The following is a 19,765-nucleotide window of genomic DNA, read 5'->3' as shown; positions in this document are numbered from 1 at the left end:
ATTAGAAAAAATGAAAAAATTAATAATAGCTATACTAATACTGGGAACGACTTTAAATTCTTGCTCAGATTTTATCGAGGAAGACAATCGTTCTTATGGTTCAGCAGAGCAATATTTTTTGACTTCTGCGGGATTTGAGTCATTAATAAATACAAATTATGCAACGCTAAAAGACATTTATGGAGGTGATCCGTGGTTGTTTGAAGCAGGAACAGATATGTATTCTGAGGGAAGAAATCAGGAACCAGAAGGATTAGCCAAATATTTGACATTATCATCGTCATCTGCAGGAGTTGATCAATTGTACAGAACTTGTTATATCGCAATTCAACAGGCAAATAAAGGATTGTATTATTCGACAGTTACAGAGAAATCAAGCACATTAGATACCAGAATTGGCGAACTTAAATTTTTACGTGCAAACGCTTATTTTCTGTTAGTTCAAACTTATGGAGGAGTTCCGGTTGTTTTGGATAATATCAATACGGCTGTGACTTCGTTTGACAGAAATACGGCAGAAGAAGTTTATACGCAAATTTTTAAAGATCTTAACGAAGCACTTCCGGCAGTAAGTACAGCGGCATATGGCGGAAGAGTTAATAAAAGAGCGGTTCAGGATTTATTGGCAAAAGTATATTTGACAAGAGGTTATGAAACTTTTGGAACTCCGGCAGATTTTACAACGGCAGCAGCTTTGGCAGATCAGGTAATTGGCGGTCAGGCTTTGAATGTATCTTTTGATAATGTTGTAAAACCTGGAAATGAAATGAATGCTGAAACTATCTTTTCGGTTCAGTTTTCGATCGCTTCAAATGCAACGGGAACAACAGCTTTGGGAAGTTCTCAAAACTATTGGTTCAGTTCTTATTTAGGAGCTGCGGCGGCTGGAAATCCTTATCCAAACAGAAGTTACACACTTTGTCCTACAGTTTATGCTTTGTCATTATATGAAAAAGGAGATAAACGTTGGGAAGGTACTTTTATGAATGAAATCTACAGCAGATATTACGATTATTATACGGTAACAGATAAAGCAGCTTTGAAAATTTCAGATTTCTATGAGCCAAAATGGTTTACAACTGCTGATAGAGATGCTTGGAAATTGGATAATGCTTCAAGATTGGTAGCAAATTTCAGATACCATAATTGGGGAACTTATTCTTCATCAGCGGCTTCTGGAGGAGATTACAACCTGATTCCGGTTCGTAAATTTGATGATCCTAATGCTCCGTATAGTGGCGCAACAAGTGCAAATTATAACACAACGCCTATTACACCAGCTACAAACAGAAGTAGTACACGTGATTTTATTATTTCAAGATTAGGAGAAACGTATCTAATTGCTGCCGAAGCTTATTTTAAAGCAGGTCAATCTGGAACAGCTTTAGCAAGATTAAACGAAGTAAGAAGAAGAGCTGGAGGCGGAGTTGTAGGAGCAATTCCGGTATTAACGTCAATTGATATCAATACAATATTAGACGAAAGAGGTAGAGAATTATTGGGAGAATACCACCGTTGGTTTGACTTAAAACGTACTGGAACATTAGTAGAAAGAACTGTTTTGTACAACCCAAAAGTGACAACAACAAATGCTTTTGCAGGTCAAAATGGTAATCTTAAAATTTTAAGACCAATACCTCAATCCGCATTAGATTTAAACAGAAATAAAGATTTTCCTCAAAATCCTGCATATTAGTAATTTGATAATTTTTGAGATTGTTTTTTTGAAGTAGTTAAAAAGGAGTTTGACCGCATATCAAACTCCTTTCTTAACTTAATAATTGAAGTTTGCAGATGAAGAAAATAATACTGTTTTTGATGTTTTATGCAACGGCAATTTCTGCACAAAACAAGTTCGAAATTGATACTTCGTATACGGTAAAAAGTACTTATAATAAGTTGATAAAACAATATCCTTTTATAACAATTGCTGAGTCAAAGAAGAATGAAAATGTTACTGAAATTTATGATGTTGTCTATGATAAAAAGCAAAATAGAGACTTACATTTAGATTCTTATTTTTATATAAAAGAAAAACGAAATCCAGCTGTAATCATGATTCATGGCGGCGGATGGAGATCAGGGAATAAAAGTCAGATGCGGATTATGGCACAAGAAATTGCTTCAAAAGGCTATTCTTGTTTTGCAATTGAATACAGATTATCGCTTGAAGCGAAATATCCGGAAGGGATTTATGATATTAAAAATGCGATTAAATTTATAAAAGATAATGCAGAAAAGTTTCATGTAGATCCAAACAAAATTGCCGTTTTAGGATGTTCTTCGGGAGGTCAAATGGCAGCTTTGATTGGTACAACAAATGATAACTTAGCTTTTGAAGATGTGCAATTTAAAACTAAATCTTCATCAAAAGTAAATGCAATTATTGATGTAGACGGAATATTAGCATTTAAACATCCGGAATCAAAAGAAGGAGAAATAGCAGCATTTTGGTTAAACGGTTCTTATGAAGAGAACCCGGAAAATTGGAAAAATGCTTCGGCTTTAAGCCATACAAATAAAAGCACGCCTCCAATCTTATTTATAAACAGTAGTTTTGATAGGTTTCATGCCGGAAGAGATGACATGATTGCAATTTTAAAAGAGAATAAGATTTACAATGAAGTAAAAACAATTGAAAATTCGCCACATTCCTTTTGGTTTTTTCGACCTTGGTTTGATGAAATGACAAAGTATATAACACAATTTTTGGACAAAATATTTAAATAAATTTTATAAAATGAAAACATTAATAACGGTATCAGCGGCTTTAGTTTTTGGACTTTCGGCTTGTAAAGCACAAAAGAAATACGATATTAAAACAGCAAAAACCTATGCCGAATTATCGGTAAAAACAGATGGAAAATGGGAAAACAGAAAGTACATTGGTGGAACTGTTTTTAAAAACGTTGACAAACTAAAATTAGCTCAGGAACATACTGATCATTCGTTTGATATTCGTTATGAAGGTCCGGGTTGGGAAAATAACAGAATTGGATATCGCTTGTATTTAGACTGGAGAAATGCAATTGATATTTTCGGAAAAAAGACTTCGGCAATCGTTTTGCCTCAAGTCGGACAGGATAATTTTGATTCATATCACGAAATGAGCGATTGGGGAGCTGATATTCTGAAAGCTGGAAAAGGTATCGGAATTGGTTCAATTGATCGTTATTTGAACAACGAAAAATTACATTTTCATACTGTAGATTCAACGATTGCAAATGTTGAAAATAAAGTGAATGAATCTAAAGTAATTGTAAAATATTACGGTTGGAAAACAGCTTCTGATAATATTGATTTTACAACAGAATTAACCATTAAACCAGACCAACTTTATACAGAACATAAAATTCAGGCTTCAAAAGAAATTAAAGGAATTTGCACGGGAATTGTCAAACAAAAGAAGGCTGAATTGCTTAAAAAAGAAAGTAAAAATAAAAAGTGGGCTTATCTGGCAACTTATGGTGAACAATCATTAGTTCCTGATAAATTAGGAATGGCTATTTTTTATCAAATAAATGAAATTGAGAATGTTGCTGACACTGATTTGGATTATCTTTTAGTCTTTAAACCAACAACTAAAGCTCATTCATTTTACTTTTTGGGAGCTTGGGAACAAGAACAAAATGGAATCAAATCGAAAGAAGAATTTGTAAAATACTTAGATCAAAAATTAGAAGTTTTGAATAAGAAAGGGAAGATGTAAAGAGTGAAGAAGATAGAGTAAAGAGTAAAGAGTAAAGAGTAAAGAGTAAAGAGTAAAGAGTAAAGAGTAAAGAGTAAAGAGTAAAGAGTAAAGAGTAAAGAAATAAAGCAGATTTTTTTGGATTATAATTAAAAATAAAATCTGCTCAATCTGCCAAATCTGCGAGAGAAAAAAATAAAAGAACTACATGTTTAAAAATGTTTTCATAGAAATAAAATACACCAATTGGATAATTGTTTTCCTGTTATTTTGCAGTAGTTCTATAATTGCTCAAAATAAATATGCAATTTCTAAAGATTTAAAATGGTCTGAAAAAACAGCACTTTCAATTTTAAATAATTATCCGAAAGCTTGGCAAATTGATGGAAATGAAAAGCCAAAATGGGATTATAAAATGGGTTTTTTATTGTTTTCTTTCGAGAAATTCTATCAGAAAACAAACGATCAAAAATACCTGAATTACATAAAAGAATATGCCGATGAAATGATCGACAGTTCAGGAAATATTAAAAAGTATGATGAGAAGGAATACAATATTGATTATGTAAATCCAGGAAAAATTCTTTTTAATTTATATGATTTAACGAAAGACAATCGCTATCAAAAAGTAATTGTTCAATTAAGAAAACAACTCGAAAACCAACCCAGAACGGCAAGCGGAGGATTTTGGCACAAACAAATTTATCCCAATCAAATGTGGATTGATGGTTTGTATATGGCAGAACCTTTTTATACACAATATACGGTTAAGTATGAAAATGGTAAAAGTCTGGATGATATTGCCAAACAATTTGAATTGATTCACGATCATTTATTAGATAAAAAAAGCGGTTTACCCTATCAATGTTGGGACGAAAGCAAACAAATTGCATGGGCAAATCCGGAAACGGGAACATCGCCAACAATTTGGGGACGAGGAATTGGCTGGTATATGATGGCTTTGGTAGAAACATTAGATTATTATCCAAGCCATCCAAAACAGAAAGAATTAGTTCGTTATCTGAATGAGATATCAAAAAGTGTAATTGAGTATAAAAGTTCATCAGGTTTGTGGTATCAGGTTGCTGATAAACCGGAATTAAAAGGGAATTATTTAGAACCTTCGGCTTCTGCGATGATTATTTATGCTTTGGCTAAAGGCTCAGATAGAGGATATTTAGCTTCAAATTATAAAAAAATATCGCAAAAATCTTTTGATGCTTTTATAAAAGAATTTGTAAAAACAGATGAAAATGGTCAGGTAAATATTCTAAACGTTTCGCCAAGTGTAGGTTTAGGTGGAAAACCTTTTAGAGACGGTACTAATGAATATTATATTAGTGGAAAAACAAAAGATAATGGTTCGCCTGCTTTAGCTGCTTTTTTGCTGAGTGCGCTTGAATTAGATAAGTAGAAATTAAAAAAAAAATTAAACACATAGAAACATAGATTTTTCTTTGTTTGAAAAGAACATTAAAAGAAACTGGTTTCTAACACATAGTTAGTCCCGAAGCCTCGGGATGAATTTAAATAAGTGAAACGCCTTTTTTTAGTTTAGGGAAACTATCTTTCTATGTGTTAGAAATAATTGTGTTCAACGGTAAGTAGAAAAAAATATAATTAAAATGAAAAATAATATAAGACAAGGTTATTTCGTATCGGTTTTATTGATCTGTGCAATGGCTTTTACAAGTTGTAAAGTGACTTCGCAGGAACCAGCTGGTAAGGATATTGTTATTTCTAAGGATATGAAATGGTCTGATAAAATGGCTTTAACGATAATGAAACGTCATCCTCAAGCCTATATGATTGATGATGCTAAGAATCCAAAATGGGATTATGTTCATGGCTTGGTTTTGCATTCGATGGAAGAATTGTATAAAAAAAATCCCGATTCAAGATATCCTATATATATTAAAGGATATGTTGATGCTTTGGTTCAAAATGACGGAAGTATTAAAAGTTACGATCTTGATAATTATAATATTGATATGGTGGTTTCCGGTCGTTTACTTTTTAAAATTTACGAAACTACTAAAGAAGAGAAATATCTAAAAGCATTACAGTTGTTACGCAAACAATTGACAGAACAACCAAGAACAGAAAGCGGTGGATTCTGGCATAAAAAGATATATCCAAACCAAATGTGGTTAGACGGTTTGTATATGGGAGAACCATTTTATGCAGAATATACAACGGTTTTTGAAAACGGAAAGCAATTGGATGATGTGGCGAAACAATTTGAATTGATTCAGAAACACGCCACAGATCCTAAAACAGGATTATTGTATCATGGTTGGGACGAAAGTAAACAAATGGCTTGGGCAAACAAAGAAACGGGAACTTCGCCAAACTTCTGGTCAAGAGCTCTAGGTTGGTATGCTATGGCGCTTGTAGATGTTCTGGATTATTTCCCGAAAGAGCATCCAAAACAAAAAGAACTTGTTGGTTATCTAAACAGCGTTTCTGAGGCTTTAGCTAAATATCAGGATAAATCGGGTTTGTGGTATCAGGTAACGGACAAAGGAAATAAAGAAGGAAATTATCTTGAAGCATCAGGATCTTCGATGTTTGCTTATGCTTTTGCAAAAGGAGCAAACAAAGGTTATTTGCCTTCAAAATATAAAAAACTGGCAAATAAAGCCTTTGATGGATTAACAAAACAATTGATAAAAGTAGATACTGACGGATCAATTACATTAACTGAAGCTTGCGCTGTTGCAGGTTTAGGTGGAACTCCGTACAGAGATGGTTCTTATGAATATTACGTTAAGGAAAGAAAAAAAGATAACGATCCCAAAGCAACCGGACCTTTTATTTTGGCAGCTTTAGAATTGAATAGATAATCTGAAAATTATTCTCAACAGAAACCCGACAGGTTTTTAAAACCTGTCGGGTTTAAGAACGCAATAGAAACCACAAAGTTTGTCATAGCGGGATTAGCTCCCAAAAAACATTATAGATATAAAAATAACAATGAAAAATACAAAAGTTCTTTTTCTGTTATGCTCATTTTTCCTGATGCAAAGTAATTTTGCTCAGGTTTGGGTGCCTGATAATGGAGACGGAACTTATACAAACCCTATAATTCATGCAGATTATGCTGATCCTGATGTAGTTCGTGTGGGAGATGATTTTTATATGACGGCGTCGTCTTTTAATTGCATTCCGGGATTGCCTATTTTGCATTCTAGAGATTTGGTGAATTGGAAAATTATTGGATATGCACTTAGTAAACAACCGCCATTTGAAACTTATAATAAAGTGCAGCACGGCAACGGAGTTTGGGCGCCAAGTATTACTTTTCATAACAATGAATTTTATATTTATTATCCGGATCCTGATTTTGGAATCTATATGATAAAAACCAAAAAAGCCGAAGGACCTTGGTCAGAACCACTTTTGGTAAAAGCTGGATTAGGTTTGATAGATCCGAGTCCGTTATGGGATGATGATGGAAAAAATTATCTCGTTCATGCTTTTGCGGGAAGCCGCGCCCAGATAAAAAGTTTATTAGTCGTTTGTACTATGAACGCTGAAGGAACGGTTGTGAATAATGATGAGGTTATGATAATTGACGGTCACGAAAGCGAAGGAACTATCGAAGGACCAAAATTTTATAAGCGAAACAATTACTACTATATTTTTGCTCCCGCTGGCGGAGTTGCAACAGGATGGCAAACCATTTTAAGATCAAAAAATGTCTTTGGTCCTTATGAAAAGAAGAAGGTTTTGGAACAAGGAAAAACGTATATAAATGGCCCACATCAAGGCGCTTGGGTACAAACACAAACTGGAGAAGATTGGTTTATTCATTTTCAGGATAAAGGTGCATATGGCAGAATCGTTCATCTTCAGCCCATGAAATGGGAAAATGATTGGCCGGTTATGGGACAAGATTTTGATAAAAATGGAATAGGAGAGCCTGTTACTACATTCAAAAAACCAAATGTAGGCAAGGAATTTCCAATAGAAATACCTGCAACATCAGATGAATTTGAGGAACCAAAATTAGGATTACAATGGCAATGGCAAGCGAATTCTCAAATCAATTGGGGTTTTCCGACAAGTCTTGGATATTTGAATTTGTTTTGTTTACCGACAATTAAAGACGATGAGAAAATTTTTGAAGCTCCAAATTTGTTACTGCAAAAATTCCCAGCTGAAGAATTTACCGTAACAACCAAACTGACATTTAATACAAGATTAAACGGAGAATCAACAGGACTTTTGATAATGGGCTTGGATTATAGTTATCTGAATTTTAAAAATGAGAATGGAAAATTATATCTGAATCAGAAAATAGGAACTTTCGATAAAAAAGTTTTAGAAACAGAAACTACACCAATTTTAATTTCAATCAATACAATCTATCTTAGAGTAAAAATTAAAAAGGGAGGCATTTGTAGTTTCTTTTATAGTTTAGATGATAAGAAGTATGAGCCTATAGGATCTGATTTTGTTTCGAAAGAAGGAAAATGGATTGGCGCAAAAGTTGGTCTTTTTGCTTTGAGCAAGAAAGTAACAAATGATTCTGGTAATGTTGCTATAGATTGGTTTCAAATAAATAAAGCTTAAAAATAAAATCAGGATTAGTTTTTGTAAAAAACGACTTCTTTAAACGGTGTTTTTTTGAACGAATTTATAAAAATGACACTTTGATGTGTTGTAGGTAAAATTAAAGGATTTTAACAAGGCTAAAATGATTCAATTTATAAAAATAGATTTTTTGACCTAATTATAGTGTTTAGGTTTTGCATTAAGATAAAAATGACAAATAGAAATTAAAAGAAAATGATTCCATTAAAAAAAGCAATAGTGTTCTTTTTGTTAATCGTGAGTTTTGAGTCAATTGCTCAGAATACGTTTAAGAATTGGTCTGATATTATTCGAAAAAATGATGCTGTTTGGTTTGGTTCGGCAGAAGCCAAAAATATTGCGGAAAATGTTTTGCTGTATCAAAGAAATATTGGCGGATGGCCAAAAAATATCCAAATGCAAAATGAACTTAGTGAATCAGAAAAGCAGAAACTTGTAGCACTAAAAAGTGATTTGCATGAGATTACAACAGATAATGGAGCGACTTGTCAGGAAATGCTTTTCATGTCCAGAATGTATGCGCAGGTTAAAGATGAGAGGTATAAAGAATCGTTTTTAAAAGGGCTTAATTATTTATTAGAAGCTCAATATAAAAATGGTGGCTGGCCTCAGTTTTATCCTTTAAAAAAAGGCTATTACACACATATTACTTACAATGACGATTCGATGGTTAATATCCTGAATGTCTTAAAAGAAGTAAGTGAAGAAACTGATTTTTATAGCATAAAACCATCAAAAGAGATTGTTGAGAAAAGTAAAAAAGCATTTGATAAAGGAATTGATTGTATCTTAAAAACACAATATAAACAAAAAGGAGTATTGACAGTTTGGTGTGCGCAGCATGATGAGGTTACTTTGGCTCCGGCAAATGCAAGGGCTTTTGAACTGGCCTCGCTTAGCGGATATGAATCGGCAAAAATTGTGTTGCTTTTAATGTCGATTGAAAAGCCTTCACCAGAGATAATTACTGCGATTAAAAGTGCTCAGATTTGGTTCGAAAAAACTAAAATCAAAAATCTTGAAGAGAAGCGAATTTTGAATGATTCAGGAAAAATTGTAGATAAGAAAATGATCGTTACTCAAAATGCAGCACCAATATGGGCGAGATTTATGGATCTTGATACAAACGAACCTTTCTTTTGCGATCGTGACGGAATTAAGAAAAAATCTCTGGCTGAAATTGGTTCGGAACGTAGAAATGGTTATTCGTGGTATACAGATGCACCAAAAGAAGTCCTTAAAAAATATGCTGCCTGGGCAATCAAAAACGGTATAAAAGTTTCGGCAATAGAAACTTCGGATAAAAAAAAAGTTGATTTTTTTACGGTTGCTTTAGATGGTTCTGGTGATTTTACAAAAATTCAGGATGCTATAAATGCTTGTCCGTCATTTCCATATGAAAAAGTAACACTTTATATAAAAAACGGAATTTATAATGAAAAAGTTCGGATTCCGGAATGGAATACACGTTTAGTTTTAATTGGAGAAAGCAAGGAGAAAACTATTATTCAGTTTGATGATAATTTTTCGAAAATCAATTCAGGAAGAAATAGTACTTTTTATACCTATACAGTTTTGGTTGAAGCTGATGATTTTTCGGCTTCAAATTTAACGATTAAAAATACTTCTGGTGATAACGGACAAGCAATTGCATTGTCTTTGACAGGAAATCGTACTCAGATTTCGAACTGTAATATTCTGGGAAATCAGGATACTTTGTACTTGTCAGGAAAAGAAGCAAAACAACATTTCAAAGAATGTTATATCGAAGGAACAACTGATTTTATTTTTGGAAGTGCGACAGCTTTATTTGAAAATTGTGAAATCCATAGCCTCAAAAATTCCTATATCACGGCGGCTTCAACTCCTCAGGATACTGTTTTTGGATTTGTTTTTAAAGATTGCAAACTTACTGCAAGTCCATTAGTAGAAGCAGTTTATTTAGGAAGACCGTGGCGTATTTATGCTAAAACAGTTTATATCAATTGCGATATGGGAAAACATATCAAACCTGAAGGTTGGGAAAATTGGTCGAAATCTGAAGCCGAAAAAAGCGCTTTTTATGCAGAATATAATTGTAAAGGCGAAGGTTTTCAGCCAGCAAAAAGAGTTTCATGGTCACATCAGCTTCAAGAAAACGAAGCGGAAAAATATACAATCGAAAACATATTGAAAGATTCGATTTCTAATTGGTATTCGAAGTAAATAATTTGCCCGCTGATTATGCAGATTAAACGGATTTGTACTGATTTTTTTCTTTGTTGAAATGATAATTAAAATATAAATCTGTGCAAATCCGTTCAATCCGTTAAAACCTGTGGGCTAAAACATACACACATGAACATTAAGTATCTTTTTTTTCTATTGATTTCTGGGGCTTCATTTGCTCAGAATGTTGAATTTCCATCGGCTAAAGTAGATTCAATTGTCAGTAGAATTCAGCTTCCGGTAATTCCGTCTTATCAAATTAATGTTTTAAAATTGGGAGCAAAAGGAGATTCTATTACTAATAACAAAGCTTTTTTTGATAAAGCAATGGCGTTGTGCAAAAAGAACAATGGCGGAACTATAATTGTTCCAAAAGGGATTTATAAAATTAATGGTCCTATTCATTTTGTAAGTAATGTTAATCTTAGAATTGAAAAAGGTGCAAAAATTAAGTTTAGCGATAATCCGAAAGACTATTTACCAATGGTTTTAACGAGTTGGGAAGGTACAATGCTTTATAACTATAGTCCGTTAATTTATGCTTACGGATGTTCTAATGTTGCCATAAGCGGTGAAGGAACAATTGATGGAGAAGGAGGAAAGAACTGGAAAAGCTTTAAAGCAAAAGAAGAAGTTGGTAAAAATCTTAGTCGGGAAATGAATCATAATAATGCATCATTAAAAGACAGAAAGTTTGGTGAAGGTTATTTTTTGCGCCCGCAAATGATTCAGTTTTTCAATTGTAAAAATATTTTAGTCGAAAATATAAGGATTGAAAACTCGCCTTTTTGGTGTCTACATTTATTAAAATCACAAAGTATTATCGTTCGAGGAGTACGTTATAAATCATTAAATTATAACAATGATGGTATCGATCCCGAATATTCGAAAGATGTTTTAATCGAAAATGTAACTTTCGATAACGGAGATGACAACGTTGCCATAAAAGCAGGAAGAGATCATGAAGGAAGAGCAAACTCGGCAACACCGAGTGAGAATATTGTGATTCGAAATTGTAATTTCAAAGGACTTCATGGCGTCGTTATCGGAAGCGAAATGTCAGCAGGAGTTCAAAACGTTTTTGTTGAAAATTGTAAAACGGTTGGTTACTTAAAAAGAGGAATTTATTTAAAAACCAATGCCGACAGAGGAGGTTTTATTAAAAATATATTTGTTCGAAATATTGATCTTGATACTGTAGAAGATTGTTTGTATATCACAGCAAATTATCATGGTGAAGGAAGCGGTTTTCAATCGGAAATATCAAATATTTATTTTTCAAATATTACATGCAATAAAGCAACCCAATCAGGAATTGTAATTCAGGGATTTCCGGATAAAAAAGTACGCAATATTACTCTAAACAATATAGACATCAAATGGGCAAAAAATGCAATTTCAAGTCAAAATGCTGAAAATGTAATATTGAATGAAGTTTTTATTGGAGATAAAGCAACGGTTCCTTCGGCTGCAAAATAGTTTTTTTTGAGGCTCAAAGGGACAGAGGAACAAAGGCGCAAAGATTTTCCGTAGAGGCGCAAAGCAGTGCGTCTATTGTTAGAACACGAAAACTTGATAAAGAATAAATGCACCAGTAAAAATCCGTCTAAATCCGTAAAATCCGCGTGCCATTAATCACCAATTAATAAAATATGAAATACTACATAATAATCCTTTTATTAATCACAACAACTAGTTTTGCTCAAAAAACTACCTTATATACTATAGGTGATTCTACAATGGCAAACAAAAAAGATCCTGACAAAAATCCGGAACATGGTTGGGCGCAAGTATTACAGCCATTCTTTAAAGATAATGTAATAGTAGAAAATAAAGCTGTAAATGGCAGAAGCACGAAAAGTTTTATTAATGAAAAGCGCTGGGATTCTATTTATAAGAAGTTAAAAAAAGGGGATTATGTTTTTATTGAATTTGGCCATAATGATGAAAAAATAGAAGATTCAACCCGTTATACAAATCCACATACTATATATAGGTATAATTTAATTCGGTTTGTAAAAGAAAGTCGTGAGAAAGGTGCAATCCCAATATTATTCACATCTATCGCCAGACGAAATTTTAATGAAAAAGGTGTATTAGTGCCCACGCATGGAGATTATCCTTTAGAAACCAGATTGGTAGCACAAGAATATAAAGTACCTTTTATTGATTTAGAATATTATACAGAAATACTGGAACAATCTTACGGACCAGAAAAATCAAAACAATTGCACTTGCATTTTAAAGCTGGTGAAAATGCTTATTATGATAAGGAGAAAGTCGATGACACACATCTCTCTTTATTAGGAACGACATCTATTGCACAAATTGTAATAAATCAAATTAAATTGTTAGAGGATCCGTCAGTAGAAAAACTTAAAAAAGGTATTAAGTAATCTAAATATTCAGATTAAATTTCAACTTATAGATATTAATTCTTTAGTAATGTCTTATTTCATTAGTTTTAAAATTTTTAGGAGTAAAAAAAGTTTGTAATAATTCACAAATTTGTTCTTGATACTAAGTAACGGTTAGTGGTTGAATTGTTTTTTTTTATTTCTTAGTATTCTAATATTTTATTAGTTTTTTAGAAAGAGAGAATTTAGGTTCTCTCTTTTTTTGTTTATCGTAATTTGTTTATTTAATCTGTTTTTAAAATAAATTATTTTAAAGATTTGTGATAATAATGTTATTCAAATAAATTTTATTGTAGTGGTTATTAGTTAGGTAAAAAGAGAGAACTGCGGTTCTCTCTTTTTTTTATACCAGTAATAATGAGATTCTGAATTATCTGGTTGATCAAAAAGTCTATTGAGAGTTGTTGAATCTTAGTTTGCAATAGTCTTGTTTGTCTGGAAAAAGCGCCTATTTCCTTAAATAACTTAGTCTGTCATATTTTTCTTCCTTCATTCAAAGCTTTGAATATGAAAGTGAAAACTTTTAACTATCAAATTCCTCTTACATAAGAGGAATGTCTTAATCTATAAGTTTAAAAACTTTTACAGGTCAAAAAAAGTTGGCTTTAACTAGACCTTTGCATCTTCAAACTGAGGTGTATAAACTTGGTTTTTGTGTATTCAATTGAAAAATAGATTAATAGAGTTAAAAAAAATAAATAATAACCCATAATATTAAAGTTATGAAGAATAAATTACTCCCATTATTTGTGGTATTAGGTTTAGGTAGTTTTTCAGCTTACTCACAAGTAGGTATAGGAACAAACAACCCTGACCCTTCAGCGCAATTGCATATTCAGGCTGCAAATAGAGGTGTTTTGATTCCTAATGTTAAGTTAACGAGCACTACAGTTGCTGCTCCAATTAATAACCCTGCTCAAAGCTTATTGGTTTTTAATACGGAAACGGTATCTGATGTTACTCCAGGATACTACTACTGGTATAATAACAAATGGAATAGAATGGGTCTTGCCGGAGAAGGAGGCTTGAATGGTCTTGACGGAAAAGACGGAAAAGATGGTTTAGCCGGAGGAAAAGGAGTACCAGGAGCACGATAATCAGGGAACATTTTTAAAAATGTTTAAAAGAACATTCAAAGATGAATTTGATTTTTATGAAAACTCATTTTCAACTGTCAATGAAAATGAAGTTTTAGATTTTGATCGTTGTATTTATGTAGTCTATAATAAGACTGAATTTCTTGATTTTCTAAAATTGGATAAAAAAGGTACAAACATCTTAGTATGCCTATTCAATAAACAATTATATACAAGTTTAACCTTTTTAAATGATCTTAAAAGTTTAATCATGATTGACGGTTCTAATAATAAAGCCGAAATCATAAAGGATTTAAAATCGTATTTTAAAGAAAAAGCAAATTTTGCAATACCAACAACACCGCGAGTAATTTCTCAAAATTTAAGTTCTCTAAAAACTAAATTTACCAATTATGACAAAGCAGTGTATTTTTTAATGTAGTAGTTAGTGTGTTTTTTTATATTTTCTATTCGTCAGGATTAGAAAATGTTTGTGCAGGGTATATGTTGTTCTATATCCTGCACTTTTTTTTTGCAAAAATGGCACTCTGTCCCTCTAAAAGGTGTTTATTTCATTTTAAAAACAGTACTCTGTAAAAGAATGTTTTTTGTAAGTATTTAGCAAATAGAGTGTTATGTTTTTAATTCTCCAGATTGTGACAAATCTTTGCTCAAGTGCCTAAAAGTGGGATAAATTTAACATCAAATATGTTGAAACTACCGCCTAAAATTTTATTTTTGCCACTTAATTTAATAAGTATAAGCATGAAAGATCTATTAGTAAAAATCAACGCCGAAATCGAAACATTCAAAGCAGAAGCTGAATCTTTAACTGAAAAAGGTGTTAAAGCTGCTGGACCAAGAGCACGTAAATCAACTTTGGAAATTGAAAAACTTTTAAAAGAGTTTAGAAAAGTTTCTATCGAAGAATCAAAAAAATAATATTTGTATTCAGAATAAAACCTCGCTTGAATAAAGCGAGGTTTTTTTATGCCTTGTCTTAAACGAAATCACTTTTCTGTTTTTGAGATAATTTGCAAACCACTTTTATATAATTCCGTTTAAAATTAATTTGATTTTGAACGGAATTATTATTTATAGGGATTGGTTTACTAAAAATACGAAATAAGGAAAAAGTCTTATAAATAAAGGAGTATATGTGAATTTTGTTTCCCTTTTCTTGTGAAATATATACAAAATTAGCTTATAATTGTGCTTTTTACACCAAACCAAAAAACACCACCTTATTTTGAAGTATTTCATCCTCAATTTTCTACTATTATTTGGTTTTACACGCGCAGTTCATGCACAAGATAATCCTATTAAGTTTCTGGATATATCAGATGGTTTGTCGAACAATTCTGTAACAACTATATTTCAGGATAGCGACGGTTATTTATGGTTTGGAACCTATGATGGATTAAATCGTTATGACGGTTACAATTTTAAAGTGTATCGCAATAGAATCAACGACAAAAATTCCTTGTTATTCAATACGATTTATGATATTGAAGGCGATTCGAGAAACAATATTTGGGTTGGAGGAACTAATGGTATTTGTATTTACAATAAAACCAATGCTACATTTCGTCCCGTTGAGTATGTCGTTTCAAATAAAAAACCGCAATATTTAAAAGATATTATTCATCAAACCAGTGCTATTTCCCATAATATGGTTTTGGTGGCTTCCCAAAATTTAGGCTTATTAAGTTTTGAAAACGGATCATTAGTCGGCAAACATATTCCGCTTAAAGCGAAAGAAAATAAAGCAAACATTGATAATTATGATGCGATAGCAATTCAGGACGACAAGAAAAAAGCACATTCCTGGGTTTATGTCAGAAACGTTGGTGTTTGCAGTTTCGATTATAAAACAAAAAATTTAAACGTTGTTTTTCCGCTTTCGATAGAAGTAAAAGCTATGAAACGCACTTTTGACGGAAATCTTTGGCTGGGAACAGACGAAGGACTTTTTTTATTTAATACACAATCAGGAACTCTTTCAGAAAATTATTTCATGAGCAAATGCAGTGTCACAGACATTCTTGTCGATAAGAAAAAAGACGTTTGGATTACAACAGATGGTTGTGGAATTTACAAAGTTATTGGAACAAACAAAAAAGCAATTTCATCAAATACGGTAAAAGACAATAATCTGGTCAAAAGTAATTCGGTTTGGAGTTTGTACGAAGATAAAACAGGAAACAAATGGTTTGGTACTTTACGTGGCGGAATTAGCATGTTGAGTAATACGCCAAAATATTTTAAAAATATTAGATACAACTCCAATGATCCTGCTGAAAATTTTATTTTATCTTTCTGCGAAGACGAGAAAAATAATCTTTGGGTTGGTACAGACGGCGCTGGATTAAAATATTGGAATAGAAAAAATAATACCTATATTAATTACAGTAACAAGCTTTCAAGCAGTTTTATTACAGGAATAATCAGAGACAATAATAATGAAATCTGGTTGTCGACTTGGGCTGGTGGCGTAAATAAAATAAATCCAAAGACTAATACCGTTACGCATTATTCTTGTTATAATCCGTTTACAAAACAAACCGAAAAGAACATTTGGTTTGTTTACAAAGATACTAAATCCAATATTTGGGCAAGTGCCACAAACGAAGGTTCATTATACCTGTTCAATAAAACGGCGAATAATTTTGAGCTTTTTAATAAATCAATCACAAATTTGCAATGTCTCACTCAAACCAGCGATGGTAAACTGTGGGGCGGAAATTATACTTCCTTGTTTTCTATAGAAAAAGCAACAAAAAAAATCAATAAAATAACCATTGGAAATCCTGTAAGATGTATTCATGAAGACAAAGACAAGAATCTCTGGTTAGGAACTCAGGAAGGTGGTTTGTTGTTATTTGACCGAAAAACAAATACCTTCAAGAGATTGACTACAGACGATGGTTTGCCTTCGAACACGATTTTAAGATTGCTCGAAGATAAAGAAGGCAATCTCTGGATGAGCACTTATAATGGTATTTGCAGATTTGATAAAAAGCAAAAAACTTTTAGGAATTTCTCGGTAAACGATGGGCTTCAGAGCAATCAGTTTAGTTTTAATGCCGGAATTAAATTGTCTACCGGAGAGTTTTTATTTGGCGGAATTAACGGTTTTAATATCTTTTTTCCGGAAGCAATTAAAGGATATAATCAGCAGAATAATCTTTTATTGACAGATTTTTATGTAAACAATCAGCCCATTGAAGAAAACAAAACAGATTTGATTTCTGAATGGGATTCCAATAAGGTCAAAGTAGTTAATTTGCCTTTTGATCAAACCACATTATCGCTGGAATTTGTTGCGCTCGACTACAATAATGCCGACAAAATAAATTATGCTTATTTCCTTGAAGGTTGGGACGAACAATGGAATTTTGTGGGTCAGGCCCGAAAAGCAAATTATTCGAGATTACCCGAAGGAAAATATACTTTTAAAGTGAAAACAACCAATTTTAAAGGCGGTTGGAACAAAGACGAAAGCTTGATTATCATAAACGTTTTGCCGCCTTGGTACAGAACGTGGTGGGCATATGCTTTATATTTATTAGCCGGTATTGCCAGTATTTTTGCTTATTTGGAATACCATAAAAATAAAGAAAAACTAAAGTACAAGGTTAAAATTGCGGAACTGGAAAGTAAGAAAGAAAAGGAAATTGCCGAAAAACAATCGTCAATGTTTACTTATATCTCGCATGAATTTCGCACGCCGCTTTCGCTAATTATAAATCCATTGAAAAAAGCGGTTCAGAAGGAAAGTGTTCAAAATGGATCTTCAGGGAGTGATTTGGCAATTGCGCATAGAAATGCACGCCGACTTTTGAGTCTTGTAGATCAGTTATTGCTTTTTAGAAAAGCTGAAAACGACGCAGATTCGCTTAGATTATCGACCATCAATGTCAATAATTTATGCAACGAAGTGTATCAATGTTTTGTCAATCAGGCAAAAGAAAAAAGTATTCATTACAATTTTAATATTCCCGATCATGAAATTGAAATTATAGGCGATTATGAAAAAATCGAAATCTCATTATTCAATTTAATGTCGAATGCTTTTAAGTACACACCAATTGGCGGAACGATTAACCTTAATCTCAATGAGAATGATCGTGAAGTAATCCTTGAAATTGCAGATAGTGGCGACGGAATTGATAAAAAGGATATTGATGTTATTTTTGAAAAATTCAAACAAATCAACTCAAAAGTTTCTGTAGGAACAGGTTTTGGAATTGGACTTTATATCGTAAAATATTTTGTAGACAAACACAAAGGTTTTGTAAGCTGTTCAAGTGAAATAGGAAAAGGAAGTATTTTTAAACTCACGTTTCTAAAAGGAAACAGTCATTTTGAAGATGTAGAAATTACGACAGAAATTCCGCAAAGAAGTCAATTGTTTAATGAATTGATTGTGGATGAAATCGAAGAGAATAATTCATTTTCTAATACTTCGGTTTCAGAAAATGATTTCCAAAGAATAATGCTTACGGACAAACGCACTGTTTTAATAATTGATGATAATGCTGAAATCAGAGCATATCTCATCAAATTATTTTCAGAAAACTATATTGTTTATAGTGCCGAAAATGGAGAAGAAGGTTTGAAGCTGACCAAAAAACACATGCCGGATTTGGTAATAAGTGATATTACGATGGAAGAAATGGACGGTCTTGAGTTGTGCCGAAAAATAAAAGAAAATCCCGCCTTGTCTCACATTCCGGTAATCTTATTAACGGCATCAAAAAATCCTGAAACACATTTGCAGGGAATCAGTGATGGAGCCGATGATTATATCACAAAACCATTTGATGATGATATACTCGTGGCGCGTGTAGAATCGTTGCTGAGAAATCGCAGTAATCTTAGAACTTATTTCCTGGATAGTATCACATTAAAAGAAAACACGCAAAAGGTTCCGGTAGAATATCAGGAAATCCTCAAGAAATGTATTGATATTGTAGAAGCCAACATTCACAAAAGAGATTTCACGATCAAAAATTTCGCACTCGAAATGGGGATGAGCCACAGAACACTTTACACAAAAATTAAAATCATTTCAGGACAGACCTTAAATGCTTTTATACGTTCTGTTCGGATTCGAAGAGCCGCGATGTTAATGCTCACTGAAGATATTAATATCACTCAGGCAAGTGCCGAAGTTGGTTTTGAAGATCCAAAATATTTCAGACAGCAATTTGTAAAATTATTTGGAATGACGCCTTCAGAATACATTAAAAAATATAAAAGCTCGTTCAACGCAGATTTGAATATTATCAAATAAAAAGTTCTTATTGTGATTGATTTGAGTACAATTTTGTCATCCTGAGCGAAGTCGAAGGACACACAAGTAATTTGACAAAGATTGGTCTTTGCTAGGAACGAAGCAATCTCATTTGCTGAATACAATTCGTGATTTTTATTAGTGTGGTTGCTTCGTTCCTCGCAATGACAAATAGCGTGTTTACTTTGTAGAGTTTCATGAGTTTTATTTTTGTCAAAGTTTTAAACTTTGACAAAGATGTCGTAACAAACGTCATTTCGCAATCAATAATTAACAACTAACAATCAATAATTAATAAAATTAGATAATTGCATATTGTTTAAAAATTAGCAGTTATTTTTTTACACTCTGTAATTTTTAACCTAAAATAATAGTTAATTACGATTTTGACCTCCTTTTTTTTCCATTTTACCCCTCCTTGAAAGTTGAAACTCGACATTACTTTGCACTTATAGTAATATTTAAGTTGTATTACTGT

General features: G+C 32.5%; 13 protein-coding genes. All 13 read left to right on the top strand.

The features are described 5' to 3' along the window. Positions 1-10: 10 nt before the first annotated feature. The 13 genes from WN975_RS08525 (at position 11) to WN975_RS08465 (ending at position 19,287) form a co-directional block, all read left to right on the top strand. A complete protein-coding gene (locus tag WN975_RS08525) occupies positions 11-1,696 on the top strand; it encodes a RagB/SusD family nutrient uptake outer membrane protein (protein WP_337966160.1) in 1,686 nt (561 codons plus the stop codon). 98 nt (positions 1,697-1,794) lie between these two features. Continuing rightward, on the top strand, positions 1,795-2,730 hold the full coding sequence (locus WN975_RS08520) for an alpha/beta hydrolase (protein ID WP_337966159.1): 936 nt from the start codon (positions 1,795-1,797) through the stop codon (positions 2,728-2,730). Positions 2,731-2,740: 10 nt separating this feature from the next. Next, on the top strand, positions 2,741-3,709 hold the full coding sequence (locus WN975_RS08515; protein WP_337966158.1) for a DUF4861 family protein: 969 nt from the start codon (positions 2,741-2,743) through the stop codon (positions 3,707-3,709). Positions 3,710-3,896: 187 nt separating this feature from the next. Further along, positions 3,897-5,102, top strand: coding sequence for a glycoside hydrolase family 88 protein (locus WN975_RS08510; protein ID WP_337966157.1), 1,206 nt, complete (start codon positions 3,897-3,899; stop codon positions 5,100-5,102). Between the two features lie 211 nt (positions 5,103-5,313). Beyond that, entirely contained in the window at positions 5,314-6,534 is a 1,221-nt protein-coding gene (locus WN975_RS08505) for a glycoside hydrolase family 88 protein (RefSeq protein WP_337966156.1), read from the top strand. Between the two features lie 130 nt (positions 6,535-6,664). After that, positions 6,665-8,266 carry a glycoside hydrolase 43 family protein gene (locus WN975_RS08500; protein ID WP_337966155.1) on the top strand — a complete coding sequence of 534 codons (1,602 nt, stop codon included), beginning with the start codon at positions 6,665-6,667 and terminating at the stop codon, positions 8,264-8,266. 216 nt (positions 8,267-8,482) lie between these two features. Next, positions 8,483-10,492, top strand: coding sequence for a pectate lyase (pelA, locus tag WN975_RS08495; protein WP_337966154.1), 2,010 nt, complete (start codon positions 8,483-8,485; stop codon positions 10,490-10,492). Between the two features lie 132 nt (positions 10,493-10,624). Then, a complete protein-coding gene (locus tag WN975_RS08490) occupies positions 10,625-11,974 on the top strand; it encodes a glycoside hydrolase family 28 protein (protein ID WP_337966153.1) in 1,350 nt (449 codons plus the stop codon). A 173-nt stretch (positions 11,975-12,147) separates the two neighbouring features. Next, on the top strand, positions 12,148-12,891 hold the full coding sequence (locus tag WN975_RS08485) for a rhamnogalacturonan acetylesterase (protein ID WP_337966152.1): 744 nt from the start codon (positions 12,148-12,150) through the stop codon (positions 12,889-12,891). Between the two features lie 743 nt (positions 12,892-13,634). Further along, positions 13,635-14,009, top strand: coding sequence for a hypothetical protein (locus WN975_RS08480; protein WP_337966151.1), 375 nt, complete (start codon positions 13,635-13,637; stop codon positions 14,007-14,009). A 19-nt stretch (positions 14,010-14,028) separates the two neighbouring features. Further along, a complete protein-coding gene (locus WN975_RS08475) occupies positions 14,029-14,430 on the top strand; it encodes a hypothetical protein (protein ID WP_337966150.1) in 402 nt (133 codons plus the stop codon). Positions 14,431-14,753: 323 nt separating this feature from the next. After that, positions 14,754-14,930, top strand: a complete 177-nt coding sequence (locus WN975_RS08470; RefSeq protein ID WP_099708224.1) for a histone H1 — start codon at positions 14,754-14,756, stop codon at positions 14,928-14,930. Positions 14,931-15,237: 307 nt separating this feature from the next. Continuing rightward, on the top strand, positions 15,238-19,287 hold the full coding sequence (locus WN975_RS08465; protein WP_337966149.1) for a two-component regulator propeller domain-containing protein: 4,050 nt from the start codon (positions 15,238-15,240) through the stop codon (positions 19,285-19,287). The last annotated feature ends 478 nt before the right edge of the window (positions 19,288-19,765 follow it).

The sequence above is a fragment of the uncultured Flavobacterium sp. genome, from assembly GCF_951805225.1.
Taxonomy (GTDB): Bacteria; Bacteroidota; Bacteroidia; order Flavobacteriales; family Flavobacteriaceae; genus Flavobacterium.
This window is presented reverse-complemented; position numbering and strand designations above follow the sequence as displayed.